This is a genomic window from Aquirufa sp., from assembly GCF_044377215.1.
In the GTDB taxonomy this organism is placed as follows: Bacteria; Bacteroidota; Bacteroidia; order Cytophagales; family Spirosomataceae; genus Aquirufa.
In genome coordinates, this window is sequence record NZ_JBILJM010000018.1 from 1 (window position 1) to 25,593 (window position 25,593).

29 protein-coding genes and 4 tRNA genes are annotated in these 25,593 nt (G+C 39.8%); 6 read left to right on the plus strand and 27 right to left on the minus strand.

The window, feature by feature from the left end; all coding sequences use genetic code 11:
• The first annotated feature begins 374 nt into the window (after positions 1–374).
• From ACIQ6T_RS06965 to proC, 5 genes are all read left to right on the plus strand, one after another.
• A complete protein-coding gene (locus ACIQ6T_RS06965) occupies positions 375–926 on the plus strand; it encodes a hypothetical protein (RefSeq protein ID WP_395785189.1) in 552 nt (183 codons plus the stop codon).
• A gap of 8 nt (positions 927–934) precedes the next feature.
• The gene (locus ACIQ6T_RS06970) at positions 935–1,336 is read left to right on the plus strand and encodes a MerC domain-containing protein (RefSeq protein WP_395785190.1); all 402 of its coding nucleotides are present in this window, start codon (positions 935–937) and stop codon (positions 1,334–1,336) included.
• Between the two features lie 64 nt (positions 1,337–1,400).
• Entirely contained in the window at positions 1,401–2,858 is a 1,458-nt protein-coding gene (gene gatB / locus ACIQ6T_RS06975; RefSeq protein ID WP_395785191.1) for an Asp-tRNA(Asn)/Glu-tRNA(Gln) amidotransferase subunit GatB, read from the plus strand.
• Between the two features lies 1 nt (position 2,859).
• Positions 2,860–3,972, plus strand: coding sequence for a TlpA family protein disulfide reductase (locus ACIQ6T_RS06980; protein ID WP_395785192.1), 1,113 nt, complete (start codon positions 2,860–2,862; stop codon positions 3,970–3,972).
• A gap of 2 nt (positions 3,973–3,974) precedes the next feature.
• On the plus strand, positions 3,975–4,775 hold the full coding sequence (proC, locus tag ACIQ6T_RS06985) for a pyrroline-5-carboxylate reductase (protein WP_395785193.1): 801 nt from the start codon (positions 3,975–3,977) through the stop codon (positions 4,773–4,775).
• Here proC and mutL read toward each other — a convergent pair.
• From mutL to ACIQ6T_RS07065, 16 genes are all read right to left on the minus strand, one after another.
• Positions 4,764–6,608 (minus strand): DNA mismatch repair endonuclease MutL, encoded by a 1,845-nt coding sequence (gene mutL, locus ACIQ6T_RS06990; RefSeq protein ID WP_395785194.1) that lies wholly within the window; start codon positions 6,606–6,608, stop codon positions 4,764–4,766. The genes proC and mutL overlap by 12 nt on opposite strands.
• 83 nt (positions 6,609–6,691) lie before the next feature.
• Positions 6,692–7,078 carry a 50S ribosomal protein L7/L12 gene (rplL, locus tag ACIQ6T_RS06995; protein WP_377983852.1) on the minus strand — a complete coding sequence of 129 codons (387 nt, stop codon included), beginning with the start codon at positions 7,076–7,078 and terminating at the stop codon, positions 6,692–6,694.
• Between the two features lie 68 nt (positions 7,079–7,146).
• Positions 7,147–7,680, minus strand: a complete 534-nt coding sequence (rplJ, locus tag ACIQ6T_RS07000) for a 50S ribosomal protein L10 (protein ID WP_395785195.1) — start codon at positions 7,678–7,680, stop codon at positions 7,147–7,149.
• Positions 7,681–7,682: 2 nt separating this feature from the next.
• Positions 7,683–8,381: a 50S ribosomal protein L1 gene (gene rplA / locus ACIQ6T_RS07005; protein ID WP_377983850.1), complete on the minus strand. Its 699-nt coding sequence runs from the start codon at positions 8,379–8,381 to the stop codon at positions 7,683–7,685.
• Positions 8,382–8,418: 37 nt separating this feature from the next.
• A complete protein-coding gene (rplK, locus tag ACIQ6T_RS07010) occupies positions 8,419–8,856 on the minus strand; it encodes a 50S ribosomal protein L11 (RefSeq protein ID WP_377983849.1) in 438 nt (145 codons plus the stop codon).
• Positions 8,857–9,113: 257 nt separating this feature from the next.
• Positions 9,114–9,710, minus strand: coding sequence for a transcription termination/antitermination protein NusG (nusG, locus tag ACIQ6T_RS07015; RefSeq protein WP_395785196.1), 597 nt, complete (start codon positions 9,708–9,710; stop codon positions 9,114–9,116).
• Positions 9,711–9,725: 15 nt separating this feature from the next.
• Positions 9,726–9,917, minus strand: a complete 192-nt coding sequence (gene secE, locus ACIQ6T_RS07020; protein WP_395785197.1) for a preprotein translocase subunit SecE — start codon at positions 9,915–9,917, stop codon at positions 9,726–9,728.
• A 35-nt stretch (positions 9,918–9,952) separates the two neighbouring features.
• Positions 9,953–10,023, minus strand: a tRNA-Trp gene (locus ACIQ6T_RS07025).
• A gap of 65 nt (positions 10,024–10,088) precedes the next feature.
• Positions 10,089–10,835 carry an NIPSNAP family protein gene (locus ACIQ6T_RS07030; RefSeq protein WP_395785198.1) on the minus strand — a complete coding sequence of 249 codons (747 nt, stop codon included), beginning with the start codon at positions 10,833–10,835 and terminating at the stop codon, positions 10,089–10,091.
• Positions 10,836–10,996: 161 nt separating this feature from the next.
• Positions 10,997–12,184, minus strand: coding sequence for an elongation factor Tu (gene tuf, locus ACIQ6T_RS07035; protein ID WP_395785199.1), 1,188 nt, complete (start codon positions 12,182–12,184; stop codon positions 10,997–10,999).
• An 82-nt stretch (positions 12,185–12,266) separates the two neighbouring features.
• Positions 12,267–12,338, minus strand: a tRNA-Thr gene (locus tag ACIQ6T_RS07040).
• A gap of 92 nt (positions 12,339–12,430) precedes the next feature.
• A tRNA-Gly gene (locus ACIQ6T_RS07045) sits at positions 12,431–12,503 on the minus strand.
• 43 nt (positions 12,504–12,546) lie between these two features.
• Positions 12,547–12,629 (minus strand) — tRNA-Tyr (locus tag ACIQ6T_RS07050).
• A gap of 105 nt (positions 12,630–12,734) precedes the next feature.
• Positions 12,735–13,922 carry a hypothetical protein gene (locus ACIQ6T_RS07055; protein ID WP_395785200.1) on the minus strand — a complete coding sequence of 396 codons (1,188 nt, stop codon included), beginning with the start codon at positions 13,920–13,922 and terminating at the stop codon, positions 12,735–12,737.
• Positions 13,923–13,924: 2 nt separating this feature from the next.
• Positions 13,925–14,617, minus strand: a complete 693-nt coding sequence (locus ACIQ6T_RS07060) for a hypothetical protein (protein WP_395785201.1) — start codon at positions 14,615–14,617, stop codon at positions 13,925–13,927.
• Positions 14,614–15,162 (minus strand): RNA polymerase sigma factor, encoded by a 549-nt coding sequence (locus ACIQ6T_RS07065; protein WP_395785202.1) that lies wholly within the window; start codon positions 15,160–15,162, stop codon positions 14,614–14,616. The genes ACIQ6T_RS07060 and ACIQ6T_RS07065 overlap by 4 nt, the downstream gene beginning before the upstream one ends.
• Before the next feature lie 109 nt (positions 15,163–15,271).
• On the opposite strand from ACIQ6T_RS07065, the gene murI reads away from it, so the two are divergent.
• Complete coding sequence (gene murI / locus ACIQ6T_RS07070; RefSeq protein WP_395785240.1) at positions 15,272–16,078, plus strand: glutamate racemase; 807 nt, start codon at positions 15,272–15,274, stop codon at positions 16,076–16,078.
• Here the strand turns inward: murI and ACIQ6T_RS07075 are convergent.
• The 11 genes from ACIQ6T_RS07075 to ACIQ6T_RS07125 all read right to left on the minus strand — a co-directional run bounded on the left by ACIQ6T_RS07075 (position 16,075) and on the right by ACIQ6T_RS07125 (position 25,567).
• Positions 16,075–16,365 (minus strand): hypothetical protein, encoded by a 291-nt coding sequence (locus ACIQ6T_RS07075; protein ID WP_395785203.1) that lies wholly within the window; start codon positions 16,363–16,365, stop codon positions 16,075–16,077. The genes murI and ACIQ6T_RS07075 overlap by 4 nt on opposite strands.
• Complete coding sequence (locus ACIQ6T_RS07080; protein ID WP_395785204.1) at positions 16,358–16,891, minus strand: DUF420 domain-containing protein; 534 nt, start codon at positions 16,889–16,891, stop codon at positions 16,358–16,360. Before ACIQ6T_RS07080 ends, ACIQ6T_RS07075 begins: the two co-directional genes overlap by 8 nt.
• 1 nt (position 16,892) lies before the next feature.
• Positions 16,893–17,612 (minus strand): SCO family protein, encoded by a 720-nt coding sequence (locus tag ACIQ6T_RS07085; protein WP_395785205.1) that lies wholly within the window; start codon positions 17,610–17,612, stop codon positions 16,893–16,895.
• 22 nt (positions 17,613–17,634) lie between these two features.
• On the minus strand, positions 17,635–17,949 hold the full coding sequence (locus ACIQ6T_RS07090; protein WP_395785206.1) for a cytochrome C oxidase subunit IV family protein: 315 nt from the start codon (positions 17,947–17,949) through the stop codon (positions 17,635–17,637).
• An 18-nt stretch (positions 17,950–17,967) separates the two neighbouring features.
• Positions 17,968–18,735 carry a cytochrome c oxidase subunit 3 gene (locus ACIQ6T_RS07095; RefSeq protein WP_395785207.1) on the minus strand — a complete coding sequence of 256 codons (768 nt, stop codon included), beginning with the start codon at positions 18,733–18,735 and terminating at the stop codon, positions 17,968–17,970.
• A gap of 10 nt (positions 18,736–18,745) precedes the next feature.
• Positions 18,746–19,324: a heme-copper oxidase subunit III gene (locus ACIQ6T_RS07100; protein WP_395785208.1), complete on the minus strand. Its 579-nt coding sequence runs from the start codon at positions 19,322–19,324 to the stop codon at positions 18,746–18,748.
• Between the two features lie 3 nt (positions 19,325–19,327).
• The gene (cyoE, locus tag ACIQ6T_RS07105; RefSeq protein ID WP_395785209.1) at positions 19,328–20,176 is read right to left on the minus strand and encodes a heme o synthase; all 849 of its coding nucleotides are present in this window, start codon (positions 20,174–20,176) and stop codon (positions 19,328–19,330) included.
• Complete coding sequence (locus tag ACIQ6T_RS07110; RefSeq protein WP_395785210.1) at positions 20,177–21,070, minus strand: heme A synthase; 894 nt, start codon at positions 21,068–21,070, stop codon at positions 20,177–20,179.
• Between the two features lie 68 nt (positions 21,071–21,138).
• Positions 21,139–23,037 (minus strand): cbb3-type cytochrome c oxidase subunit I, encoded by a 1,899-nt coding sequence (locus ACIQ6T_RS07115; protein WP_395785211.1) that lies wholly within the window; start codon positions 23,035–23,037, stop codon positions 21,139–21,141.
• 30 nt (positions 23,038–23,067) lie between these two features.
• Positions 23,068–24,153: a cytochrome c oxidase subunit II gene (locus ACIQ6T_RS07120; RefSeq protein ID WP_395785212.1), complete on the minus strand. Its 1,086-nt coding sequence runs from the start codon at positions 24,151–24,153 to the stop codon at positions 23,068–23,070.
• A 31-nt stretch (positions 24,154–24,184) separates the two neighbouring features.
• Positions 24,185–25,567 (minus strand): quinol:cytochrome C oxidoreductase, encoded by a 1,383-nt coding sequence (locus ACIQ6T_RS07125; protein WP_395785213.1) that lies wholly within the window; start codon positions 25,565–25,567, stop codon positions 24,185–24,187.
• Positions 25,568–25,593: the final 26 nt, after the last annotated feature.

A 25,593-nucleotide genomic window follows, 5' to 3' on the forward strand; every position in this document is an offset into this window, starting at 1 on the left:
CGGGAAAGTAAGTAAGCTCCAAGTTATTTAAGAAAGACCTGCACCGAAAGTGTGGGTTTTTTTATGTCAAAAAAGTAGTCAGTGGTCAGTGGACAGTCGCTAGTCACTAGTCGTCAGTCACTAGTCGCTAGTCCAGAGGAGAAGTTTGATGTAAGAGGTAAGAAGTATGAGTTAAGAGGTAAGAGGTTCATGTTCCCTTCGGACTAATTCCCTTCGGACTGACGACTGGACACTGATTACTAGCGACTAGTGGCTTACTTCTTTTTTCATCTTCTAAATTTGCCCGTTTATCTACTTGTTTAATTTGCAACAATGTTGCATATTTGTAAAATGTTTAACTTGTATCATTCTTTACAATTAAACTAAATTTACCCATGAAACACATTATTACATTTTTGGCTTTATTAGCTATTTCTACAAGCTGTTCAAAGGAAGAAGTTGAGCCAGAAGACGACAATGAATTAATTACTACCGTCAAATTGGAATTCAAGCCAGTAACTAATTCTTCACTTCCCACTAAATCATTTTTTTGGAAAGACACACAAGGTGATGGTGTCATGGATTCGGTAGATCCAATTGAGTTAGACAAAAATACCACATATGAAATGAAGGTTTCATTACTTGATGAAACCAAGAAGCCTGCATTTGATATTTCTGAAGAGGTTGAGGAAGAAGGAGATGTACATTTGTTTGTATTTAAATCTAATCCACTAAGCTTATTGAGTGTCCAGATCAAAGATTTAGATAAAAAAGGAATGCCCATTGGTTTGCGTTCTGAAGTTAAATCTCAATTTGCTGCTGGAACTGGCAAGTTCAATGTAATTCTAAAACACCAGCCCCCTGTCAATGGTAAAGCCGTTAAAACTGGTAAAGAAGAAGGTGGATCTACAGATGTAGATGTTACATTTCCGGTAACTATTAAATAATTAGCAAGATGTCTAAACAAAAGCCCGTCAAACAGTTTATGCCACTCGAAAAGTTAGGATTATTCCTTTCTTTTGCGTGTGCCATACATTGTTTGGCGATGCCTTTTGTGCTTTTTTTTGCTCCCTATTTTATTGGGACCTACGCTTTCGGTCCTGTCGTGGAGTGGGTCTTAGTGGCAAGTAGTTTTGCGTTGGCAGCCTATTTGCTTATTGCCGACTATCTCTTGCATCGAAATGTTTGGCCATTGGTCTTTTTAGGTATTGGATTGTTTATTAAGATAATTGATATTTTTGTAGGCCAACAATCTGATGAGTGGATTTTTGGTACATTATTAGGCGTATCTGTCGCTTATGCGTATTGGATTAATTTCAAACACAAATCAGCCTGCACCTGTAAAATCAAATCCTAGCGCTTTATAACACGCAGGTTTTTGTATCTTTATGATGTTTTGCATCGTTTAAGATCTTTATTTAGTGAGTACATATCAATCTACTGTTTACGAACCTGTCATAGGGCTTGAAATTCATGCCCAGCTTCAAACAAATTCTAAAATATTTGCTAGCGATCGTGTATTGTTTGGACAAGAAGCAAATACCCTAATTTCACCAATTACCCTAGGTCACCCAGGAACACTTCCACACCTAAATAAAAAGGCTGTGGAATTTGCAATAAAAATGGGTATTGCCCTCGGCTGCGAAATAACAAGTTGGCAAAACTTCGATCGTAAAAATTATTTCTATCCTGATCTTCCAAAAGGATACCAAATTACTCAAGATAAAACACCCATCTGTATGGGTGGTTCCATTCAAGTACATCTAGCTGCTGGTCCAAAGCATTTACCTTTTCATCACATTCATTTAGAAGAGGATGCAGGTAAATCACTTCATGAAGGTGATAACCCTTTCAGTTTCATTGATTATAACCGAGCAGGCACTCCGCTTATCGAAATGGTTACCGAGCCTGCAATTCATTCTGCCGAAGAAGCTTTTGCTATGATTTCAGAAGTGCGAAAATTGGTTCGCTATCTAGGTATTTGTGATGGAAATATGGAGGAGGGTTCTTTGCGAGCAGATGTCAACATCTCTTTACGCCCAATTGGTACACAAACCTTAGGAACTAAGGTCGAAATCAAAAATATGAATTCGTTGCGTAATATTCAACGGGCGATTGAGTATGAATGTCGCCGACAAGAAGCTGCGCTACTCGCCGGGGAAAAGTTGGTGCAAGAAACGCGGACATTTGATGCACATACAGGTAAAACTGCCAGCATGCGTGTCAAAGAATCCATGAATGACTATCGCTATTTTCCCGAGCCTGATTTGGCACCTTTGGAAATTTCTGCAAAATGGATCGCTGAAATTAAAACAAACATGCCCCTATTGCCTTGGGAGCAAGAGATGCAATTGATTAATACCTACCACCTATCAGCCTACGATGCTCATTTCCTTGCCGAAACGCGTGAAATGGCTTTGTATTTTGTTGAAACGACTAAACATACCCAGGCATATAAATCGGTAGCCAACTGGCTTATGGGACCCGTTAAATCCCACTTAAATGATTCTGGGAAAACAATTGAGCAATTTGAGTTGGCTCCAGCGACATTTGCTGAATTAATTGAGCTAATTGAAAAGGGAACCATAACACATAATTTGGCAGCCCAACAACTATTTCCGTTGTGCTTGCAATCACCTGCATTGGCACCAAGTGCTATAGTGGAACAACAAGGTTGGATAGTGCAATCAAATGCGGATGAGCTTCCCGCCTTTGTTGAAGCGGCTTTAGCGGCTTATCCTGAAAAGGTCAACGAATATCGCCAAGGGAAGAAAGGCTTACTCGCACTGTTTATTGGGGAAGTCATGAAACGATCGAAAGGTACTGCGGATCCGAAACGTGTTAATCAGTTGGTTGCTGAAGCGCTAAATCAAAACTAATATGAAAAAGATACTTTTATTTCTCTTGTTTGTAGGTCCATGGGCAGCGTTTGCTCAAGATTTTGAAGTACGTGTTCAAGCAACTCAAGTGGTACCGTCGAAACGCATATTTCTAGAGTTTATTAATGGAAGAGGACAGGCTGTAAAAATAGACTCCATGCTTCCGAATGCTAAAAAAGAAGTTGTATTTAAAGGAAAAGTGTTGGATCAAGGTGGCTTTTATTTGGTTAATTTCTTTGACATAGCTAATCCACAAAAGGTTCTTTTAATCTTGGAAGGGGGAGAGAAAATTAGTGTTCAAGCGGAAGGAATTAATACGCCAGAAAAGAGTGGGGCATTCAGTGTCCAAGGCAATACGCCTAACATTCAGTTTATGAATCAAATTCTTGAATTGTCATCAAATTTGCAGAAGCGCGTGGCCGTTTGGAATGCTGAATTTCAGAAAAATCCGAAAGGTCAGGCACGCATTCAAGCAGCTTTTGAACAAGCACAGCAAGAGCAATTCACTCAAATCAAGTCATTAATCCCTCAGATGGGTACAAATTTGGTAGCCTTGTGGGCGACTAATTTTTTACCTGCAGAAACAGAATTAGCTACGTTAGAAGAAATTGGTGCTCGTTTTGCACAAGCCCGCCCCAATCATCCACAGGTAAAGCCATTTCTTGAAAATTTGAATCGATTAAAGGGCGCGGCAGAGGGGTCTGAGGCCCCAGAAATTGCTCTAAATACCCCCGAAGGGACTGTTTTGCCATTATCTTCTTTGCGCGGAAAATATGTATTGATTGATTTTTGGGCAAGTTGGTGTGGACCTTGTCGGCGCGAAAACCCCAATGTTATCAAAACATACGCCAAGTATAAGGATAAAGGTTTTGAGATTTATGGGGTGAGTTTGGATAAGGACCGACAAGCTTGGTTGAAGGCAATTGAAGTAGATCAGCTAACTTGGAAGCATGTTTCAGATTTACAATATTGGAATTCGGTGGCAGCTCAGGCGTATCAGGTTTCATCTATTCCGATGACCTTTTTATTGGACCCACAGGGTAAGATTATTGCCAAAGGCCTTCGTGGCGAGACACTGAATCAATATTTAGAAAATTTGTTTAGCGGAAAATAAATATGAAAGTAGTGATCATTGGCTGTGGAAATATGGGAATGGCATTTGCTAATTCCTTTATTCAATACAATTTGGTGCAAAAGGCAGATTTGCTCTTAGTGGAGAAAAACCAAGAGCGGGGTGTACAGTTGCAAGAGCAGAAATCGGGTATTGTGGTTGACACAATTTCGAGTAAGATTTCGCAGGCTGATTTGATTATTTTATCGGTTAAGCCTCAAGATTATCCAGCTGTTTCGTTTGATTTGAAATCATACATCAAGAAGAGTCAAGTAGTATTATCGATTATGGCTGGAATTCCAATTGCTCAAATTCAGACAAGCCTATCGCATGATTTGGTGATTCGTGCTATGCCGAACACGCCGGCGCTTTTAGGCATGGGTATGACCGCTTTTGCTGCGGCGGAGCAGGTTGGCCTTGCGGATATTCGAAAAGTTGAAAATTTAATTAATTCTACTGGCCGTGCGGTGTTTTTGGAGGATGAAAAATTGCTAGATGCCGTTACTGGCTTGAGTGGTAGTGGACCAGCTTATTTTTTCTATTTAATTAAATCGATGATTGATGCAGGTGTGGCCATGGGTTTTGATCCGGCGATGTCTTCTTTATTAGTGAAGCAAACGATGTTAGGGTCATACCATTTGATGCAAACTAGTGATAAAACGTTAGATGAACTGATTCAAGCGGTGGCGTCCAAAGGAGGTACCACTGAAGCTGCATTACGTGTATTTCAGGAAAAGTTTGTGGGGGAAGGCCTTCAACAGGGTATTTACGCTGCGCGTGATCGTGCGGTTGAGTTAGCTAAATAAGCCTTCAAAAGACGCCATTGGCATCATTTGACTTATCCTTTCTCCATTAGGCGAGAAGTTCGGATTTGTGCTCGCGAATATCTGTTCAATGAGCGACCTCGTTTCCTCTTGATTTAGTGCACGTTGTTGGAATCGAATGGCAGATCGATTGGCCATAGATTGTGCGATCTTCTCTGATCGTTTGACATCTAAATCGGAAGCGGCATGTTTAATTTGTTCTAAAATGCCTTCAAGGATTGATTGCCCATCTTCATCTCCAATTTCGGTTGGCACACCTACTATATGCATTTGTCCCTGCTCATTCGTTTCTAAACGAAAGCCCAAATCATTAATTTCTGCACCTATTTCAGCCAAGAGTACCTGGTCGGCAGGGTTGATAGTCATCAGCTGCGGGAAGAGGACTTGTTGGGACGCGCCATTCTTTCTATTCAAATTCTCCATGAATTGATCGTACATAATCCGTTGGTAAGCACGTTTTTGGTCGATGACCAATGCGCCATTGGACATGCTAACAATAATATACTTATTCAATACTTGAATGTATTGCAGTTTACTATTGATTTCAGCGCCGCGTTCCCAAGCATTTGCTTTGCTTTGAATCGTTGTGGAGTCATGGAATGAATTAATTCCACTTGCAAATAAATTGGCTTGTTTGGCTGGAGCTTGTTGTTCAAAGGCGTCAATATTGTTTTGAAGCCCTTCATATAGTTTTTTCCAGGCATCGTGCGCTTCTTTTGGTTTATGGGATTCGGTATAAGCAGATTGAGGTTCTTGCCCTCGACCATTAGTTCGAATGGGGCTGTTGAAATTCACATTGTTTTCGAAGTCTAATGAGGGAATTAGGTTGTGGATTGATAGTGTTTTTCGAACGGCTGCTTGAATGATTGCATAAATTGATCGTTCGTCGTCGAATTTAATCTCCGTTTTTGTTGGGTGTACATTGATGTCAATGTGCTGGGGATCGATACTTAGAAACAACACATAGAAGGGGAAAGCTCCATCCGGCAATAAGCGTTCGTAAGCGCTCATGACGGCGTGATTCAGATATGAATTCTTGATGAATCGATCGTTTACGAAGAAGAATTGTTCTCCACGTGTTTTTTTCGCATGTTCGGGTTTTCCTACGTAGCCTTTTATGGATACATAATTGGTATTTTCTTCGCAGGATGCAAGTTGTTCGCGGTAGCTTTTACCGAAAAGGTCAACAATCCGTTTCCCTAGTTTTTCGGCAGGCAGTGCATAGGTTTCTTGTTCGTTTTGGAAGAATGAAAAGGAAACTTCGGGGTGAGCTAGGGCGATTCGTTGGAATTCGTCTAATATATGTCGGATTTCAACGGGGTTCGATTTTAGAAAATTGCGTCGTGCTGGAATGTTGTAAAACAAGTTTTTGACGGCAATGGATGTTCCTATTGGGGATTGAATGTTTTCTTGTGCTTTGAAGACGGAACCATCAATTTTGATGTGGGTGCCGAGTTCGTCGCTGGGGCGTCGGGTTTTAAGTTCGACTTGCGAAACAGAAGCGATGGATGCCATGGCTTCGCCACGGAACCCCATGGTTTTAATGCGGAATAGGTCTTCTGCTTTTCTGATTTTGGATGTAGCGTGGCGTTCGAAACACATGCGTGCATCGGTTTCTGACATGCCTGAACCGTTATCGATGACTTGTACGATACCTTTTCCGGCATCCTTAATGATGAGTTGGATTTGGGTTGCTCCGGCGTCGATGGAGTTTTCCATGAGTTCTTTGGCGACAGAAGCGGGTCTTTGCACGACTTCTCCGGCCGCAATTTGATTTGCGATGGCATCGGGGAGGAGTTGAATTAAATCGTGCATGGGTAAAAGGGCAATTAGAGTTCAAATAAAGCAAAAAAAAGGGAATGTTGCCATTCCCTTTTTTTTATAAATCAAGTAATTGATTACTTAACTTCAACTTCAGCACCAGCCTCTTCTAAAGATTTTTTCAAACCTTCAGCTTCGTCTTTAGAAACGCCTTCTTTAACTGCTTTTGGAGCAGCATCAACTACGTCTTTAGCTTCTTTCAAACCTAAACCAGTTAAGTCTTTCACTAATTTAACGATTGCTAATTTGTTAGGACCAGCAGCTTTCAAGATTACATCGAAAGATGTTTTCTCAGCAGCAGCGTCTCCACCGTCAGCGCCACCAGCTGCAGGACCTGCAACCATAACAGCACCAGCAGCAGCTGGTTCGATACCGTACTCATCCTTAAGGATAGTAGCTAATTCATTTACTTCTTTTACAGTTAAATTCACCAATTGCTCAGCGAATGCTTTTAAATCTGCCATTTTTTTAAAATTTAATTGTTACAAATTAATTATGTGTTGGAGCTACGCTCCGGTAAAACGTGTTAAAATTATTCAGGACGCTCAGACAATGTCTTCACTAGACCAGCTAATTTTTTCTCACCGCTAAGTAATGCTGAAATAACATTTTTAGCAGGCGATTGTAATAAACCAATCACTTCGCCAATCATCTCGTTTTTCGATTTGATATTTTCTAAGGCTACTAATTGGTCTTCACCAATATACAAGCCGCCTTCGATTGAAGCTCCTTTGAATGTAATTTTACCCTTTCCTGCTGCTTTTTTGAAATCTTTGATCAATTTAGCTGGAACTTTAGCATCTTCTGGTGAGAAGATAATTCCAGACATTCCTGTCAAGACTTCAGCGTCGAAAGGTGTGTAATCGGTCCCTGTCTTAGCTAAGGCTTTCGCAATTAATGTATTTTTGAAGATTTTATATTCTAAACCCTTCGCGAAACACATACGACGAAATTCTGTCGCTTCAGCTACAGTTAAACCGGCTGTACTTGCAATGTAGAAGTACGGAGTTGTTGCGAACTTTTCGCCCAACTCATCAATAATCTGATTTTTTTCTTCTCTTGTCATGATTACAATCCGGCTACAGTTCCCTTATCGATGATAATGCCCGGAGACATCGTCGAAGATAAGTTGATCGATTTTACATAAGTTCCTTTTGCAGAAGATGGCTTTAGTTTAATCAACGTGTTGATTACTTCTAAAGCGTTATCTACAATTTTATCAGCTCCGAAAGACACCTTACCGATTGAGGTATGGATGATACCGGTTTTGTCAACTTTAAAGTCGATTTTACCTGCTTTTACTTCGTTAACTGCTTTTCCTACTTCCAAAGTTACAGTACCTGACTTTGGATTAGGCATCAGACCGCGAGGTCCTAACACACGTCCCAAACGGCCTAATTTCGCCATCACGGTAGGCATTGTAATGATTACGTCGATATCGGTCCAGCCGCTCTCGATTTTTGCAATGTAATCATCCAATCCAACGTGATCTGCGCCGGCTGCTTTTGCTTCCTCTACTTTATCTGGAGAACACAATACGAGTACACGTACGTCTTTACCAGTTCCATGAGGTAGGGCAACCACACCACGAACCATTTGGTCCGCTTTGCGGGGGTCTACTCCTAAGCGAACATCAATATCCACTGAGGCATCGAATTTAGTATAAGAAATTTCTTTCAAAATCTCCGCAGCTTTTTCAAGCGAATACGCTTGCGTTGCATCGTATTTAGAAAGGGCTTCCTTTATTTTCTTCGTAAGTTTTGCCATTACCTTTTAATTAAAATGTTTATTTCTGACGATTAAATCAGAACGGTTTATCACCAGAAACAGTAATACCCATTGATCTGGCCGTTCCAGCAATCATACTCATTGCCGCTTCGACTGTAAAACAGTTTAAATCTGGCATCTTCGTTTCCGCGATAACGCGCACTTGATCCCAAGTTACAGAACCTACTTTTTTCAAATTAGGTTGAGCTGAACCAGATTTTACCTTTGCAGCTTCCAATAACAAAATTGGCGCTGGAGGTGTTTTTACAACGAATTCAAACGATTTGTCCGCGAAATAAGTAATTAGGACCGGCAATACTACGCCGTTTTTATCTTGAGTTCTCGCATTGAATTGCTTACAGAACTCCATGATATTTAATCCTTTCGAACCTAATGCAGGACCGATGGGTGGTGAAGGATTGGCTTGGCCACCTTTGCATTGAAGCTTTACGTAGCCAGCTATTTCTTTTGCCATGTTAAAACATCGTTTATTTAGTGAATTAGAGGTTTATCTGCCAATAAGGGTGGAAGCTTCCTTATCTGATTCTCCTCCGGGTGACTCTTCCGTGTAACAAGACATCTGAGCCCAATCTCCTCCTGAAATTTTCAAAACAGAGATTGCCGCTTTTTAAACGGACTGCAAAATTAAGGAAATTAATTTAAAATGCAATTAGTTGACAAAAAAAGTCCTGAATTTTAGTTCAGGACTTTTAATTAATTTGTAAAGCAGAATTACTTCTCTACCTGTGCGTAATTTAATTCCAAAGGCGTATTACGCCCAAAGATTTTAACCATAACAGATAATTTCTTACTATTCTCATGAATTTCTTCTACCGTACCTTCAAATGTCGCAAATGGGCCATCAATAACGCGAACAGTTTCTCCTTTGATAAAACTAATGGATGCGTATTCTTCAAGCGCTGCTGATTCATCCACTTTGCCTAAAATACGATTAACCTCTGCTTGGTTAATTGGCATTGGTTTTTTAATAATTACCTTGACCTTTTTTGTCTTCCCCCCCTCAATCTTAGTCTCTTCAATCTCTTCATTACTTGTTTGCAAGAAGCCTATTACACTTGGTGTTGAAGTTAAAATGTGACTAACCTCGCCAGCAAGGTCTGCTTCCACCATGATATATCCTGGAAACAAGTTCTTCTCGCGAATTACTTTTTTCCCTTTACGGATTTCATAGATTTTTTCGGTGGGAATCAATATCTGAGGAACTGAATCAGACACACCTTGGCGTGCTAATTCATTCTCAATATAGGTCTTTACCTTCTTTTCTTGTCCTGAGATTGCTCTCAACACATACCATTTAGTCTCTGCCATGGATCAATCTATTTGTTAAAATGAGGTATAAAATAAATCCAAACCAGATTTAAATGCCAAATCTACGACTCCTACCAACAAGGCAAAAATCAAAGAGGCAACTAATACCAATACTGAACTCGATTGAAGTTCTGTGAATTTTGGCCAAGTGACTTGTTCAGTCACTTCCGTCCAAGATTCTTTAATCAATGATGTAAAACTGCTCATATATTGCCGATTATCGGTTATTTAAATTTTCATTGCACGGGCACAAGGATTCGAACCCTGACCAAAGGTTTTGGAGACCTGCATACTACCGTTATACTATGCCCGTAGAAAGGATTGCAAATTTAGATAAAAAAACCTAACTAACAAACCTCGTTACGTATTATTGATTTTTTACCACTGCGAATAGCTTGTCGGCTCTAAAAATCTGCGCACCGTCTTCGAATGACTATTTGCATAGCGTGGGTCACTACTAATGCGTTTCCAATCCGGATCTGCTCCGAATTTAGCCCAATTGGCATCACGCTCAGCCATGTTTTCAAATGAGACCATATAGCTCAAACAAGGTGTGTTTTCGCCAGCCAATACTTCCCCAAAAAATACATTATGAAGGCCTACTTTATCAAAAATGGCAAGTTCATCTTGGTTAAACATGGCAATTTTACGCTTTAGCGCATCTTCATTATAGGCTTCATAGGTCCGCCATTCATAAATTCTTCCGGAATTTGTTTGTGGTAACTTCATTACAGGATGTCCCGCAAATCCTTTTGCTAATAAAGTAGATATTTTTTCATACAATGGTTTATCTGGCCCCACTTGATCGAAATATGCGCGCGCCGAAGCTTGGTAGTTGGCATCTTTCTCCAATGCCTCTTTATATCCGGCGTAGGCCAACAAAGATTTAAATGGAATCGTAACGACAATAATAGCCGGTTCAGGTTTGCCAAGATCTTTAAATACGCCAATTTTTGAAACACCATACGCATTCATTGCTGGGATAAATGATTTAGCTAAGTAATTTTCTAAGAGATTTGCATTTCCCCTGAATTTCATATGATACGTTCTGATTTCATAATATTCCTGACCGTAAGACTGAAAGGCAAATAAACAAACTGATAAAATGAGTAGTAATTTTTTCATGAGACAATATAGGTTAAATTAAAATCGTTCAAGCCTTACGCAAGCTTTGGCAAACCTTTAAGGTTTGCCAAAGCTTGCGTAAGGCTTAGCTTTTCTGTTCACAAGTATACAAAAAAAAAGAGCGGCCACTGACCGCTCTTTTCACAAAAACTAATAAAAAATTAGTCTAAGATTTCAGTTACCTGACCAGCACCTACTGTACGGCCACCTTCACGAATCGCGAAACGTAAACCTTTATCCATAGCTACTTTGTTCAATAACGTAACATCAATTGTTAAGTTATCACCAGGCATACACATTTCAACTCCTGCAGGTAAAGTAATTTCACCTGTTACGTCTGTCGTACGGAAGTAGAATTGTGGACGGTATTTATTAAAGAATGGAGTGTGACGTCCACCTTCTTCTTTTGACAAGATATAAACCTCAGCCTTGAACTTCGTGTGAGGCTTAACTGAACCTGGCTTACAGATAACCATACCACGACGGATATCAGTTTTCTCAATACCACGCAACAATAAACCTACGTTATCACCAGCTTCACCACGATCTAAGATCTTACGGAACATCTCAACACCAGTTACGACTGATTTCAAGTTTTCAGCTCCCATACCTAAGATATCAACTGCTTCACCTGAGTTAATAACACCAGTCTCGATTTTACCTGTTGCAACAGTACCACGACCTGTGATCGAGAATACGTCTTCAACTGGCATCAAGAATGCCTTGTCAACATCACGCTTTGGAAGTGGAATCCAAGAATCAACTGCATCCATCAACGCATCGATTGTAGCTACCCATTTCGCATCTCCATTCAATCCACCTAATGCAGATCCTTGGATTACTGGAATGTTATCACCATCGAATTCGTAGAATGAAAGAAGCTCACGGATCTCCATTTCAACTAATTCTAATAATTCTGGATCGTCTACCATGTCCACTTTGTTCATGAAAACGACCAATTGAGGTACACCTACTTGGCGAGCCAAAAGGATGTGCTCACGCGTTTGTGGCATTGGACCATCTGTAGCAGCAACTACCAAGATAGCACCGTCCATTTGTGCAGCACCAGTTACCATGTTCTTCACGTAATCCGCGTGACCTGGACAGTCAACGTGAGCGTAGTGACGAGCAGCAGTAGAATATTCTACGTGCGCTGTGTTAATCGTGATACCACGCTCTTTTTCTTCTGGAGCAGAGTCAATGGAAGAGAAATCTTTCTTCTCAGCAAGACCTTTTTCAGAAAGAACTTTAGTGATAGCAGCTGTTAAAGTTGTTTTACCGTGGTCAACGTGGCCAATTGTACCAATGTTAACGTGGGGTTTACTTCGGTCAAAATTCTCTTTTGCCATGATTATTTAGTTCTTAATTAGTTTATAAAAAATTCAAATGTTACAAATTCCAATTATTACTCTTTCAAGTAAGGTGTGTTAGAGCCTTTGAGCAGGATTGAACTGCCGACCTCTTCCTTACCAAGGAAGTGCTCTACCACTGAGCTACAAAGGCCAATTACCCTGCGGCCAAAATTAAACCTCTTTTGGTCTAACAAAATAAAAATATCACTCAGGGGGAATTCTCCTAAGCAACATTTTCATTCGAGCGGGAGACGGGGCTCGAACCCGCCACCTATAGCTTGGAAGGCTATCGCTCTACCAAATGAGCTACTCCCGCTGATAAATTCTCCTGTAAAAAGAACCTAAATCATAAAAGAATGTGGGGACAGATGGATTCGAACCACCGTAGGCATTCACCAGCAGATTTACAGTCTGCCCCATTTGGCCGCTCTGGTATATCCCCAAAATTCTGCATTCCAGTAGAACGTTTCACTGAAATAGTTCGCAAAAGTAGCTCCTTTTTTGATTTCCGCAAAGCTCTCGTCAAAAAAAATATGATAAATTTTAATTATAGTTTAAATCCGAAGCTAAATGCCGTTAATTGAGGTCCATAATTTTTCTCAAACAAAGGCGTTAAATCGTAATTAAAGAATATTTCTCCCACATGACGTAAAGCCACTTCTGCCTTTACACCATAACGAACATCATTCAAATTGAAATTTGATCCGATGCGGGTTAAATTCTCATTGTTTTTTTCAATGGTCTTTGTCCAGCTATCCAATCGGTAACTGACATAGCCTCCTAATCCAACCATTTTAATGGCCGATTGCTTACTAAATACCACATGTGGCACAATTGGTAAAGTAATGTAGGATGCTGTTAATTTATTTTTATCCAATTGAATTACATTTTGCTGTGCATCAAACATAGGTTGGAAATTCGTAGCCGAAGTCGTTTTGGTGACCACCCGGTTATGATCAAACATGAAATTGTACCAATCAAATGCAAAACCATATCCCAACTTGATGGCACTTTTCTTACCACGAGCGATTGTTGCGGCCGAAGTAAAATCCAGACTTACAAATCTGGAACCTAATGGCTTAAGATCTTTATCAGAATTTAGATAAGGGCTTGGGAAAATGGCAATGACATTTTCTGGCATTTTACCCGTTAGACCATTAAGTCCAATGTAGATATTAAATCTTTTTCGTTCATATAAAGTCGTTTTTTTATCCTTTGACTGTGTTTTGGTTGAATCTTTCCCCCAAATTACTTTGGTCTCAGCTCCATTCGGTTCACGAACGCGTACCCCATTCCAGTCCACATGGACTTCTTCATTCCCATCTTTTACATGAATACCATTCCATCCCACACGTACCTCTTCTTTACTAGAGGATTCAATGCTGACACCTCCGGGTTTCGATTTCATACTAATGTCAGATTTATAATTAACACCGGACTTTAGGATCCCTATCTTCACTCGGCTATTCCCGATTTGCATTGATAAGCTACTATCGCCCTCTGAATCCGTTTTGATGACTGTCCTAATTTGTTGCCATAAACTATCAGTAAGTACCAAGCCCTTTTTCTCAAATACCCCCTCAAGCTCTTCCCGCAAGGTCTTTTTAGAATCTTTATTTGCTCCTATGATCTTTTGGTCTCGCTTATCAATCTTAAGCAATAAGCTATCATTTGTGTTTTTTGCCCAAAGCCCTTGGCTAACCAATAGGCATGTCAGTAGTAATAGGTGTTTCATATTTATTGAATTTGTAATGTTTGTTTTACGGATTGTTCTGTTCGGATTACGGTATTTGCCACTTGGTGAATTCCGTCACTTAATTTATCATTTGAATTCGCTATTTCTCGCCAGCCACCAGGTTCGCCAACAATTACTTGGCGGATGAGCTGACGAATTAGATTTCGTTTACGTTTAATTGGTTTTTCGGTTACTTCTGTAACAGGAGTAACGCTTTTTTCTTCAATCGGATCAATGTCCACCCGGACAAATACAGCTTCTTCTTCCTCGCTTTTAGTTTCTTGAGGTAATTCTACAGATTTAGCCACCTCAATTTCAGGCACTGGATTTTGTTGCGGCGTATCAGGCTTAATTTCAACAGCAACATGTCTGTTGGGAATACCTTGCTTTTCGACTTGCGAGACAAGCAGTGGTTCCGTTGGAGCAATCACCACATTTTTTTCAGAAGCAAGCACCGGCAATACAGTCGGCTCAGTCTCTACTGACTGCCAGTTTAATCCAATGGATAACGCGAGCACCGCAGCCCAACTCCATGGACTGAGTGAAACTTTACGCCAAAGTGGAACAACTGGACGCGCGGTGACATCATCTAATTGTTTCCAATTAAATTCGGGAGCCGGCTCTACTTTTTCCCCCAGTTGTGCACGCCATCGTGCATCTATTTGTTCCCAGGTGTTTTTATGTTCGTCTTTCATACCACTACGTTTTTCATTTTGGTTTGAAGTAATGCGCGTGCGCGTGATAATTGTGATTTCGAGGTACCCTCAGATATTTGTAACATTTGACTTATCTCTGGATGGCTGTACCCTTCAATGGCATATAAGTTAAAAATAGTTCGATATCCGTCCGGCATATCAGCTATCAATCCCTCAATCTCCTGCGTTGACAATTGCATCAAGGCATCCGCCGGCTGACCTACATCCCACGTTTCATCAATATCTTTTAAATATACCGACCCATTTTTACGTAATTTCATGAGGGACTCATTCACCATAATGCGACGGATCCAACCTTCAAAACTTTTTCCCTCCGTAAACTGATCAATCTTCGTAAACACTTTCATAAACCCTTCTTGCAATGCATCTTCGGCGTCTGGGCTTTGGCCTAAATAACGCCGACAAACAGCCATCATTTTCCCTGCATAATGCTGATAAACAGCATACTGGCCCTTTCGATCCTGCTTTTGGCATAATCGAACCCATTCGATCTCTTTTGTTTGTGATGGTAAAATTTCGGTCAACGGTACTGAGTTAATCAATTCGAACGCAAAGATGGTAAAAATGTCTAAATGGTTGCGTGGGTTTGAAAAGAATACCAAATTCCCGTTATTTACATTCTATTTTAGACTTATGCCAAACGCTGCACCCATCGGAATTTTTGATAGTGGAATTGGGGGACTCACCTTAGCTCATGCCATAACCGAACTCATGCCAAATGAACCCATCATCTATTTTGGGGATACGGCGCACTTACCTTATGGTGACAAATCAGCCACGGCGATCCAGGCATATTCTGTCAAAATCTGCAATTTACTTCTAGAAAAAAACTGTAAACTGATTTTAATTGCCTGCAATTCGGCCTCCGCAGCGGCCTATGATTTAGTGAAGGCCTATGTGGGAACGAAGGCCATTGTTGTGAATGTCATCGACCCAGTCATTGAATACCTCGATCAGGATTGGTCAAACAAAAAACTGGGACTTATCGGGACCAAACAAACCGTGAACTCTGGAATTTACGCCCGCAAGGCAGCGGAGCTTGACAAAAATATTCAAATACAATCCTTAGCTACGCCACTTTTAGCCCCCATGATTGAAGAAGGTTTTTTCAATAACCGCATTTCAGAGCAAATTATTCAGGAATACTTAGCGAACCCAACATTAACAGGCATTGAAGGATTGATTCTTGGGTGCACACACTACCCATTAATCAAAAAACAAATTGAAGATTATTACCAAGGGAGCGTAGAAGTAATAGACACCTCGATTATTGTAGCTGAAGCAATCAAAGAGTTATTGGTTGAAAAAGACCTTTTGTCGACAGGCGTAACGGGTAGTCGGCAATTTTACGTCTCCGACTACACTGAATCATTTGAGCAATCAACTAAACAATTTTTTGGGGAAGCGATTAAGTTAACTCAATATCCTATCTGGGACTAAGCTTGTTTGCCTAATAGTTGAGATACCTTTTGGCGCAATTGCCATTTCGAAATACGCGCTTGCTGCTCTTTTTTGCTTTGACGAAACCACATCCAAGCAATTGCACCAACTAACAAATAAGGAGCGGTCAATAAATATAAGATACCGGTATTTAAACCCGTGGCGATATTAGATCGCCCATTGGAAATTGTACTTTCCACAGTCGTCCTACACATCGCGCACTGCGCAACTCCGTCCATTTGGAATAACAAAAACGCGATTAAAAATAAGGCTATTTGCTTATACATAAAAAGGAGAAATCATAAGGTAAACAATCACACCCGTTAGAGAAACATAGAGCCAAATAGGGAAGGCCCATTTGACCGTTTTTTTATGCGCTTCTATCTGATTTGTTAAAGCTTGATAAATGGCATACAAGACCAAACGAACTACCCCAATCGATAAAACAATATGTGATATTAGAAAGAAATAATACACAGGTCTTGTCCAGCCTGTACCTCCATATGGCGTAGAAGGATTCGAAATATGGTATAAGATGTATAGGACTAAAAATAATCCACCTTGCGCAAAGGCCAACTTCATAGCAGTTTCATGCCCCTTAATATTCTTGGACTTAATTGCGATGAAACCGTAAATTAAGCAGATAGCCGTAGTAGTGTTCAAAAAACCAATCACATGCGGTAACACTTTGGTCCAATCACCTAAAGGTAATTTTATTTGAATGCCGATAAGTGCCGCAACGGCCAACGGAATTACGATTGAAACGATGTTAATTAATTTATCGTTTTGTGGATTTTGGGAAATCGTAGGCATATTAATTTTCTGTTGAATATATAGTTTTCAAGACCTTTATTTCTACAATTAGTCGGTCAACTTCTTTTTTGTCTGTCCCGTCATAAAATCCACGGATGACACCCGACTTGTCAACTAATACTAAACGTTCTGAATGAATAAATGTTTCATCTGGATTTTTAATGGCCGCATCATATTCGGAAGCATCTGCCAAAGGCACATGAAATCCCTTCAAGATTAATGGGTAAATATTTTTTTTATCTCCCGTTAAGAAAGTCCAACGAGCAGTGTCTGCATCGAACTTTTTAGCATAGCTTGCTAGTTTCTCAGGATTATCGTATTTCGGATCTACCGAAAGAGAGATAAAATGTATGTCTTTGTCTTGGATAAAGGCGTCTGTAACTCGACTCATCTGAGACGTTATTTTCGGGCAAATAGTCCCGCAACGCGTAAAAAAGAAATTAGCCACATAAATTTTGCCCTTTAGTTTTTCAGAAGTGAAGGCATCTCCACGTTCGTCTATTAAAGAGAAGGAAGGGATTGTCTGAAAAACGGTATCCAACTCGGATTCATTCCAACGTGGTTTCAGTCGTTTGGCCATTTTAATTTCACCTGTAGTAGAATCAATAGCAGGAATATATCGAGGAAGACTAAAATGATTTTGGCCAAAAATCTTCAGACTTATATAAACAAGAACAGGCACTATTAATATCATTAATAAAATGCCTGTCTTTTTATTCATTTTGAGGGTAGGGATATCCCTATTAATACATATTGCCGCCCTCGAACATCAAGGCAACCAAAAGCCAGACGACGAAAATGGCAGGAATTAAAACCGCCCAAATAAGCGATTTGACTTCATGTTTTAAGTGCATGAATTCACCTACGATGTAGAACGCTTTTACAATCGTCATGCCACAGAAAATGGCTACACGTAATGTGTTAGCGGGCATGGTAAATGCAATAACGAATTCAATTGCAGTTAAGATCAACAAGATCCAAAATGTTTTCCAAATCGCACCTGTATTGGGAGGAGCAATTACTTTTTCAGAGGTTTCGTGAGCTACGTGCGAAGCCATATGTAATCAAATTTAAGATTAAACTAAATAGAAGAAGGTAAACACAAATACCCAAACAAGGTCTACAAAGTGCCAGTAAAGGCCTACTTTCTCAACCATTTCATAATGACCTCTACGCTCATAAACTCCCGTAGCGGCATTAAAGAAAATTAGAATATTCAAAATTACACCTGAAAATACGTGGGTTCCATGGAATCCTGTAATAAAGAAAAACAGATCGGCAAAAGCAGGTGGGCCATATGGATTGCGAACTAAATTCGCACCTTCAATTGGCGAAATAACGCCATCAATTACTTGTTTAGCCGCGAGGGTTAAATCTTCTGGTCCATGAATAAAGTGAGACCACTCCCAAGCTTGCGAGCCTAAAAATGTAAAGCCGCCTATGATGGTCCATAGCATCCATTTTTCTACATCTTTACGATCACCCCGGTGGCCTGCCTCTACGGCAAGCACCATCGTTACCGATGAAGCAATTAAAATAAACGTCATAATTCCGACGAAAACCAGTGGCAATGATATGCCATGTAAAAATGGAACTGCCTCAAATACCTTTTCAGGAATAGGCCAATGAGCCGTAGAGAAATAAAATGTATCCGGTGTTCCCTCCCAAGCTGGTTGGCTAAAACGAATCATTCCGTACGTAATCAAAAGGGCTGAAAATGTGAAGGTATCCGATAATAGGAAAAACCACATCATCAATTTTCCATAACTAGCTTTTAGAGGTTCAGAACCTCCTTGCCATGCTAAATTTTCTGGAACCGCTGGGGCAGCGTGTGCTACTGACATAGGTATAAGCTTAATTGTTAATCAATAAAAATATAAATAAATAAAGCCATAAGGCGTCTAAAAAGTGCCAGTATGTGGCACAAATTTTAATTTGGGTCAATTGTTTCGCGTTAATTCTCAATTTGAAAGCCGCAACAAGTGCAAAAATGAGAACCACTAGTCCTGAAACTAGATGTAAACCATGTAAACCTGATAAAACATACACAAAAGAACCAGACGGATTACCTACAAAATAAACGTTCATTTCCACTAATTGGATCCAACCGAAAAATTGCATTACTAAAAAGAGTAATCCGAGCACAAAAGTAATAGAAATACTTATTCGAAGTGCATTAAATTGGTCTTTTTTTGCTGCTATTAATGAGTAATGCATGGAAAGACTACTCAAAATTAAAACGCCAGTGCTATAGCTAAATAAACTTGGCATTTGAAACTCTACCCAGTTCCCTTCTGCTTTTCTAACTAAGTAGGCTGAAGTGAAGGCGGCGAATAACATAACGATGGAGACAATAAATAGCCACATCGTAAAAACTTTTGGGTTGATCGAGCGTGTTTCCGAAGGTTCGATAACATTTTGTTGTGCTTTCATGATTTAAACTTTATCAAATAATAAGGCAATTTGTATGATAATTAAATAGAAAAAAGAACCAAACATCATCCATTTCGCAGCTTTATCGGTCGGTCGCATCATGAGATAGAAAGTTTGGCATAAAAAAAGAATTCCAGCGACAACGGTAATGATAGCCGATTGAATTCCAGTAATGTGCAATAAATAGGGCACAAATCCCAAAGGCACTAAAAAGAGTGTATAAATCATAATGGTGAAAGCCGTTTTAATGTCTTTCTTCCCATCATTTGGTAACATCTTAAATCCAGCTTTGCGGTAATCCGCATCGGCTACCCAGGCAATCGCCCAGAAATGCGGGAATTGCCAGAAAAATTGAATGGCAAAAAGAATTCCTGGTTCCCAACCAAAATGGCCTGTTGCGGCAACCCAACCAATCATGGGGGGGAAGGCTCCTGGGAACGCACCCACAAATACAGATATGGGCCCCACGCGCTTCAAGGGGGTATAAACATAGCCATATAAAACATAGGAGAGCAAGCCGATTATGGCCGCTTTCCACGTAAAATAACTTAATAAACTTAAGGCAATAACGGCCAAAACATAACCAAAATTTCGGGCTTGAGCCGGTGTTAAGGTTTGGGTAGGCAGTGGGCGCTTAGCCGTACGCTTCATTAATTTATCGAATTCAATTTCTTTGAGTTGATTTACAATATTAGCGGCACCGGTTAAAACGAATCCTGCTAATGAGATCAAAATTATTCCTAAAGGTTTGTGTTCAATTGGAGCCAATAAATATCCAAACGTGCCGGAGAAGGCTACCGTTATAGATAGTCTTGACTTTAATAGCGCGATATAGGGTTTCAAGTTTGGCATTTAGGCGTTTTTGGTTTGTATCCATGAGCTGATGTGCCAGCCCACTAATACCAATGAAATCAATAAATGTATCGCTTGGCTTCCCAGCGGTAACGCGAAGTAGGCCATTAAAATACCTGTTGTAAATGAAATTCCAATTAAAACAAGCATACCATTTCGGTAAGTTTGCAAAGGATAAGTTGCTAATTTTTTCCAAAGTAGTAGATGGCTAACTAACAATACCCACGAAAAAGTACGATGAATGATATACGCAAGATCAAGGTTTACAATCCATTGGTCTTTTGCCTGTTCTCCCACTTCTCTGATTACATGATCCATATTTTCGCGGACCTGAGTCCCTAGCACTATTTGGACCAAAACAATAAGTAGATTAATTGCAATCCATTGCCGATTTTCTAACAATATAACTTCAGCGCTAGATTGATTGTTTAGGGCTCTCACTAAAAAATAGATGACCCCAATAGATAATAACATGTGCGCCGTTACAACGCCTGGCAACAGAAAGGAGTCGACTACATATTTACCAAGAACGGCATTAACTAACACGAGTATAAGGGCCATTAAAGTGGGTAAAAACACCTTTTTGCCCTCTTTATAACCCAGTATAGTCGTAATTAATATGATTAAGCCTGTTAACGCACCTAGTAGTCTATTGATGTACTCAATCCAAGTTTTAGTGGCATTGAATTCGACTTCTCCATGCAGCTTCTCCTTGTAGATAACTTCATAATGCAATGGCAATTCTTCGGCTTTTGTGGGAGGGATAAATCGACCAAAACATTTAGGCCAATCTGGGCACCCCATTCCAGATCCTGTGCTGCGAACGATTCCGCCAGCTAGGATAAGCAAATAGATGCTTACAATTGATAAGATAGCAGATCTTCTAAAGGCCATTTTTGGGGTAAAAAAAAGATGCATCTAAATGAGATTCATTCGGATGCATCTTAGTTTAGAACAGTTAATTAACGGTTATAACTCTCGTTTTGTGCTCCTAGTAAACCATCAATATCCTTTTCTTTTGCAATATCTTCATTTTCCTCGGGAAGATTTGAACTTTTCGTTGCAGAGAATGGTACGTTCTGAGGAATAAAATCCGCATCTGAACCTGGCTTAGAATAATCATAAGGCCAACGGTATACTGCTGGGATTTCACCAGGCCAATTTCCATGTTCTGGATTAATTGGTGTAGTCCATTCAAGCGTAGTTGAATTCCACGGATTTAGTGGAGCCCTCTTACCCTTAAATATAGAGTAGAAGAAATTCCATGCAAATATAGCTTGCGCTGAGAATGTAATTATGGCTGCAATTGAAATAAATGCATTCATGTTTGTAAATGCAGATGCTCCATCATTTCCGATCGCTGTAAACGAATAATAACGACGTGGGAATCCAGCGATACCGATGTAGTGCATTGGGAAGAATACAAGATAAACGCCAACAAACGTAAACCAGAAATGTATATATCCTAATGTCTTGTTCATCATTCGACCAAACATTTTAGGGAACCAATGATACACACCTGCCATTAATCCAAAAAACGATGCCGCACCCATAACTAGGTGAAAGTGTGCTACAACGAAATATGTATCATGTAAATTGATATCCAAAGCAGAGTTTCCTAGGATAATACCCGTTACTCCACCTGAAATAAATAGCGAAACAAGACCAATCGAGAACAACATCGCTGGAGTAAAGATCAAATTGCCCCTCCAAAGTGTCGTGATGTAGTTAAACGCTTTCACTGCTGATGGAACTGCAATGATTAACGTAAGGAACATGAATACAGAACCTAAGAATGGATTCATACCTGTTACAAACATATGGTGAGCCCACACAATGAAAGCTAACACGGTGATACCCATCATAGAACCAATCATCGCGCGGTATCCAAAGATAGGCTTGCGTGAATTTGTTGCAATGATTTCAGAAGTCATACCTAAAGCAGGTAATAACACGATATATACTTCTGGATGACCTAAGAACCAGAAAAGGTGTTGATACAAAATCGCAGATCCACCCACGTTAGGTAGCGCTTGACCTTGAATGTAAATTTCTGATAAGTAAAATGACGTACCGAATGAACGATCAAAGATTAATAATAACGCCGCGGATAAAAGAACCGGGAAAGATAAAAGACCTAAAACTGCCGTAAAGAAAAACGACCAGATCGTTAATGGCATTTTTGTAAATGTCATTCCTCGAGTACGCAGGTTTATAATTGTACAAATGTAATTTATGCCACCCATCAATGATGAGATAATAAAGAATGTCATCGATGTTAACCAAAGCGTCATTCCTAATCCTGAACCTGGCATCGCCTGTGGTAATGCAGAAAGTGGGGGATAAATTACCCAACCACCAGATGCTGGGCCTGTTTCTATAAATAAAGAAGAAAACATGATCATGGAAGACAAAAAGAAGAACCAATAGGATAACATATTGATAAATCCAGATGCCATATCTCTTGCACCAATTTGTAAAGGAATCAAGAAATTAGAGAAGGTTCCGGAAAGACCCGCTGTCAATACAAAGAATACCATGATGGTACCGTGCATGGTTACTAGGGCTAAATAAAATTCCTTATCTAGTTTTCCACCTTCATCGATCCAGCCACCTAGTATAGGGCGAAGCCACTCCAATTGCATATCTGGAAAGCCCAATTGCAAACGGAAAATTATCGAGAACGATCCGCCAATAAAAGCCCACAAGATACCAGAGATCAAGTATTGCTTTGCAATGGTTTTGTGATCCGTAGAGAATATATACTTCGTCCAGAAATTTAATTCATGGTGTTCGTGCTCATGATCATGATCGTGTGCATGAGTGTGAACTTCTTCAGCGTGTGATGTTACAGTTGACATATAAATTTATTTTCTACTTTTCTTAAATGATTAGTTTATACTAACAGCCTCAGTCGCGGTTGAATCTGTAGCGATAGGTTCTGCTGGAATATATTTAGTTGCTTTGGCTTTTAAATTGGCAGGAACCTTAGCTAGGTAGGCTGGATTTGTTGCCAAAAATGGCTTTTGTTCCGCACACCATTTTTTATAATCTGCCGGCTCATCTACAAAAACAGTAATGGCCATACCGAAGTGCCCACGACCACAAACTTCCGTGCAATTCAATTTAAAGTTAAAGTCTTTTTTGCCCAACTTAGCCCGCATTTCATCTGTAGAGATTGTTGGCGTAAACCAAAATTTAGTTGGCATACCTGGTACCGCATCCATTTTCACACGGTGGAATGGAAGGTATACCGAGTGCAAAACGTCCTGTGCATGAATCTTTAATAGTACAGGTTTTCCTTTAGGTAAGTGTAGTTCAGTCGCAGTAAAGTCATCAAATGAATGCTTATCTGTGAAATCAATACCAATATTATTTGTCTCGTCAATTAATTTGTAGTTGTAGTTTCCGAGTTGGTTATCGTCAACACCACCATAGCGAACGTACCAACCGAATTGATGGCCTGTAAGCTCAATCACAACAGCTTCGCTTGGTGCTTGCGAGGTAATATCACGCCACGTTCTCCATCCTGTGAAAACAAGAATCGCCATTACAATAGCTGGGATAACTGTCCAAATTAATTCTAATTTATGGTTTACCGGATAGAATGTAGCTTTTCTATTTTTGTTGTAACGGTATTTGAATGCAAAGAACAATAGTAATGTATTCGAAGCAAAAAACGCTAATGTCACAACTGACATAGATGTCCAAAACATTTTATCTGTAGTTACTCCATGCTTTGAAGCAGCTTCTGGTAGGAAATCGGGAGCACTATGTAGAAATGACCAAACACCTGCAATGGTGCCCAATAGCCAAAACACAAGCATTCCGTAAGCATTTGTGTTGTTTGAGGAATCCAATGCAGTATCTGCATCTTCGCTTTCAGATAGATTTTTGTTAATCTTCATACTCTTGACTATCACTGAGATAGCAAGGATGAAGAAAACGATGGATAAAAGACCAATTAGGTAATTCATATATTTTAAGTTTAATCGTATGCGCTAAATACTAAATGTCGTGATGTAAAGCCTCTGGTAAGAATGGATGGTTTTTTGCAATTAAAGACGCCTTCGTTAATTCGTCTGAGATTACATAAATGAAAGCAGCTGCAAACACAGTTACCATTCCAAATTCAACTAAACCGTAACCGCCATGTTTGCCAACTACACCAGGCATAATCATTTGATAAAAGTCAATGTAATGACCCACAATAATCATGAATGCTGCTATTTTTAAGAACAAGCGTGTACGCTTTGCATCACGTGTCATTAGAACTAAAAATGGGAACAAGAAGTTTAGCAAAACCATTAAAATTTCTGAAGTTTTGTAAATTTTATTGTGCCCCTCCCAACGCTCTAAGAAATATATAGTCTCCTCAGGTAAATTTGCATAGTAGATCAATAAAAATTGCTCAAACCATACATATGTCCAGAAGATAGAAAAAGCAAACATAAACTTACCCAAATCATGTAAATGGTTTTCGTTTACATAAGCCATTAAGCCTTTGTCCTTCAAGTACAAGATAGCTAATACGATTACAGCGTAAGTTGTTACATGCCATGACGCGAACATGTACCATCCAAACATCGTCGAGAACCAGTGGGTATCAATTGACATGACCCAATCCCATGCAAATATCGAACTAGATGCTCCAAATACAACGATAAATGCGGTTCCGATTCTAACTAGTTGGTTAAAATATTCAGTACCCCCATTTAAGTCTTCTTCTAGTGATTTCTTACGTAACATTTTCCATAGTAGAATCCACAATCCGCCAAAAACGACTAAGCGAATTAAAAAGAAGCTCTTGTTCAAATAACCGGATTTCCCTGCGATAATTTTATCATAGTTTTCGCTACCAACCTCTGTTACACCGTGGTGCATCCAGTGAAAAATTACATCCCCTTTAAATAAGAAAACTGCGATTAAAATTGGCAATGTGATGTATAAGAACTTAGGGAAAGCCTCAGGCACACGCTTCATTACGGAAGACCAACCAGATTTGGTTAGGTATTGTAAGGAAACAAAGAACATGCCAACAACAGCAATACCGGTAAAGAAGACCGCATTTAACCATACGTTAGCCCAAATACGATTAGTCCAATCGTAATGCTCCTCTGCGGATGCTTGGTGTGAAACGGCCCCACCTGAAACATGCTCTGTTGCAGCTTCATGTCCTACTGTTGCTGCCTCATGCCCTGCTTTTACTGCTTCATGTCCTGCATTGGCTACTTCGTGACCACCAGACTCCCCTTTGGATAAAAGGTAAATGCCTAGTGCTAAAGCTGCTAATCCAGCGATGAAAGCATAAATTATTCTCTTTTTGCCTTCAGAACTGAATTCAAAATGCTCTTCAACGTTTGCTGGGGAAAAATGTGAATGTCCCGCCATCTTGATCTCTATTTAATTTAAATTAA

Bases quoted from the DNA above. Each gene is read 5' to 3' on its own strand.
- ACIQ6T_RS06965 (WP_395785189.1), top strand. From the start codon at position 375: ATGAAACACATTATTACATTTTTGGCTTTATTAGCTATTTCTACAAGC.
- ACIQ6T_RS06970 (WP_395785190.1), top strand. From the start codon at position 935: ATGTCTAAACAAAAGCCCGTCAAACAGTTTATGCCACTCGAAAAGTTA.
- ACIQ6T_RS06980 (WP_395785192.1), top strand. From the start codon at position 2,860: ATGAAAAAGATACTTTTATTTCTCTTGTTTGTAGGTCCATGGGCAGCG.
- proC (WP_395785193.1), top strand. From the start codon at position 3,975: ATGAAAGTAGTGATCATTGGCTGTGGAAATATGGGAATGGCATTTGCT.
- mutL (WP_395785194.1), bottom strand. From the start codon at position 6,608: ATGCACGATTTAATTCAACTCCTCCCCGATGCCATCGCAAATCAAATT.
- rplL (WP_377983852.1), bottom strand. From the start codon at position 7,078: ATGGCAGATTTAAAAGCATTCGCTGAGCAATTGGTGAATTTAACTGTA.
- rplJ (WP_395785195.1), bottom strand. From the start codon at position 7,680: ATGACAAGAGAAGAAAAAAATCAGATTATTGATGAGTTGGGCGAAAAG.
- rplA (WP_377983850.1), bottom strand. From the start codon at position 8,381: ATGGCAAAACTTACGAAGAAAATAAAGGAAGCCCTTTCTAAATACGAT.
- rplK (WP_377983849.1), bottom strand. From the start codon at position 8,856: ATGGCAAAAGAAATAGCTGGCTACGTAAAGCTTCAATGCAAAGGTGGC.
- nusG (WP_395785196.1), bottom strand. From the start codon at position 9,710: ATGGCAGAGACTAAATGGTATGTGTTGAGAGCAATCTCAGGACAAGAA.
- secE (WP_395785197.1), bottom strand. From the start codon at position 9,917: ATGAGCAGTTTTACATCATTGATTAAAGAATCTTGGACGGAAGTGACT.
- ACIQ6T_RS07030 (WP_395785198.1), bottom strand. From the start codon at position 10,835: ATGAAAAAATTACTACTCATTTTATCAGTTTGTTTATTTGCCTTTCAG.
- tuf (WP_395785199.1), bottom strand. From the start codon at position 12,184: ATGGCAAAAGAGAATTTTGACCGAAGTAAACCCCACGTTAACATTGGT.
- ACIQ6T_RS07055 (WP_395785200.1), bottom strand. From the start codon at position 13,922: ATGAAACACCTATTACTACTGACATGCCTATTGGTTAGCCAAGGGCTT.
- ACIQ6T_RS07060 (WP_395785201.1), bottom strand. From the start codon at position 14,617: ATGAAAGACGAACATAAAAACACCTGGGAACAAATAGATGCACGATGG.
- murI (WP_395785240.1), top strand. From the start codon at position 15,272: ATGCCAAACGCTGCACCCATCGGAATTTTTGATAGTGGAATTGGGGGA.
- ACIQ6T_RS07075 (WP_395785203.1), bottom strand. From the start codon at position 16,365: ATGTATAAGCAAATAGCCTTATTTTTAATCGCGTTTTTGTTATTCCAA.
- ACIQ6T_RS07080 (WP_395785204.1), bottom strand. From the start codon at position 16,891: ATGCCTACGATTTCCCAAAATCCACAAAACGATAAATTAATTAACATC.
- ACIQ6T_RS07085 (WP_395785205.1), bottom strand. From the start codon at position 17,612: ATGAATAAAAAGACAGGCATTTTATTAATGATATTAATAGTGCCTGTT.
- ACIQ6T_RS07090 (WP_395785206.1), bottom strand. From the start codon at position 17,949: ATGGCTTCGCACGTAGCTCACGAAACCTCTGAAAAAGTAATTGCTCCT.
- ACIQ6T_RS07095 (WP_395785207.1), bottom strand. From the start codon at position 18,735: ATGTCAGTAGCACACGCTGCCCCAGCGGTTCCAGAAAATTTAGCATGG.
- ACIQ6T_RS07100 (WP_395785208.1), bottom strand. From the start codon at position 19,324: ATGAAAGCACAACAAAATGTTATCGAACCTTCGGAAACACGCTCGATC.
- cyoE (WP_395785209.1), bottom strand. From the start codon at position 20,176: ATGCCAAACTTGAAACCCTATATCGCGCTATTAAAGTCAAGACTATCT.
- ACIQ6T_RS07110 (WP_395785210.1), bottom strand. From the start codon at position 21,070: ATGGCCTTTAGAAGATCTGCTATCTTATCAATTGTAAGCATCTATTTG.
- ACIQ6T_RS07115 (WP_395785211.1), bottom strand. From the start codon at position 23,037: ATGTCAACTGTAACATCACACGCTGAAGAAGTTCACACTCATGCACAC.
- ACIQ6T_RS07120 (WP_395785212.1), bottom strand. From the start codon at position 24,153: ATGAATTACCTAATTGGTCTTTTATCCATCGTTTTCTTCATCCTTGCT.
- ACIQ6T_RS07125 (WP_395785213.1), bottom strand. From the start codon at position 25,567: ATGGCGGGACATTCACATTTTTCCCCAGCAAACGTTGAAGAGCATTTT.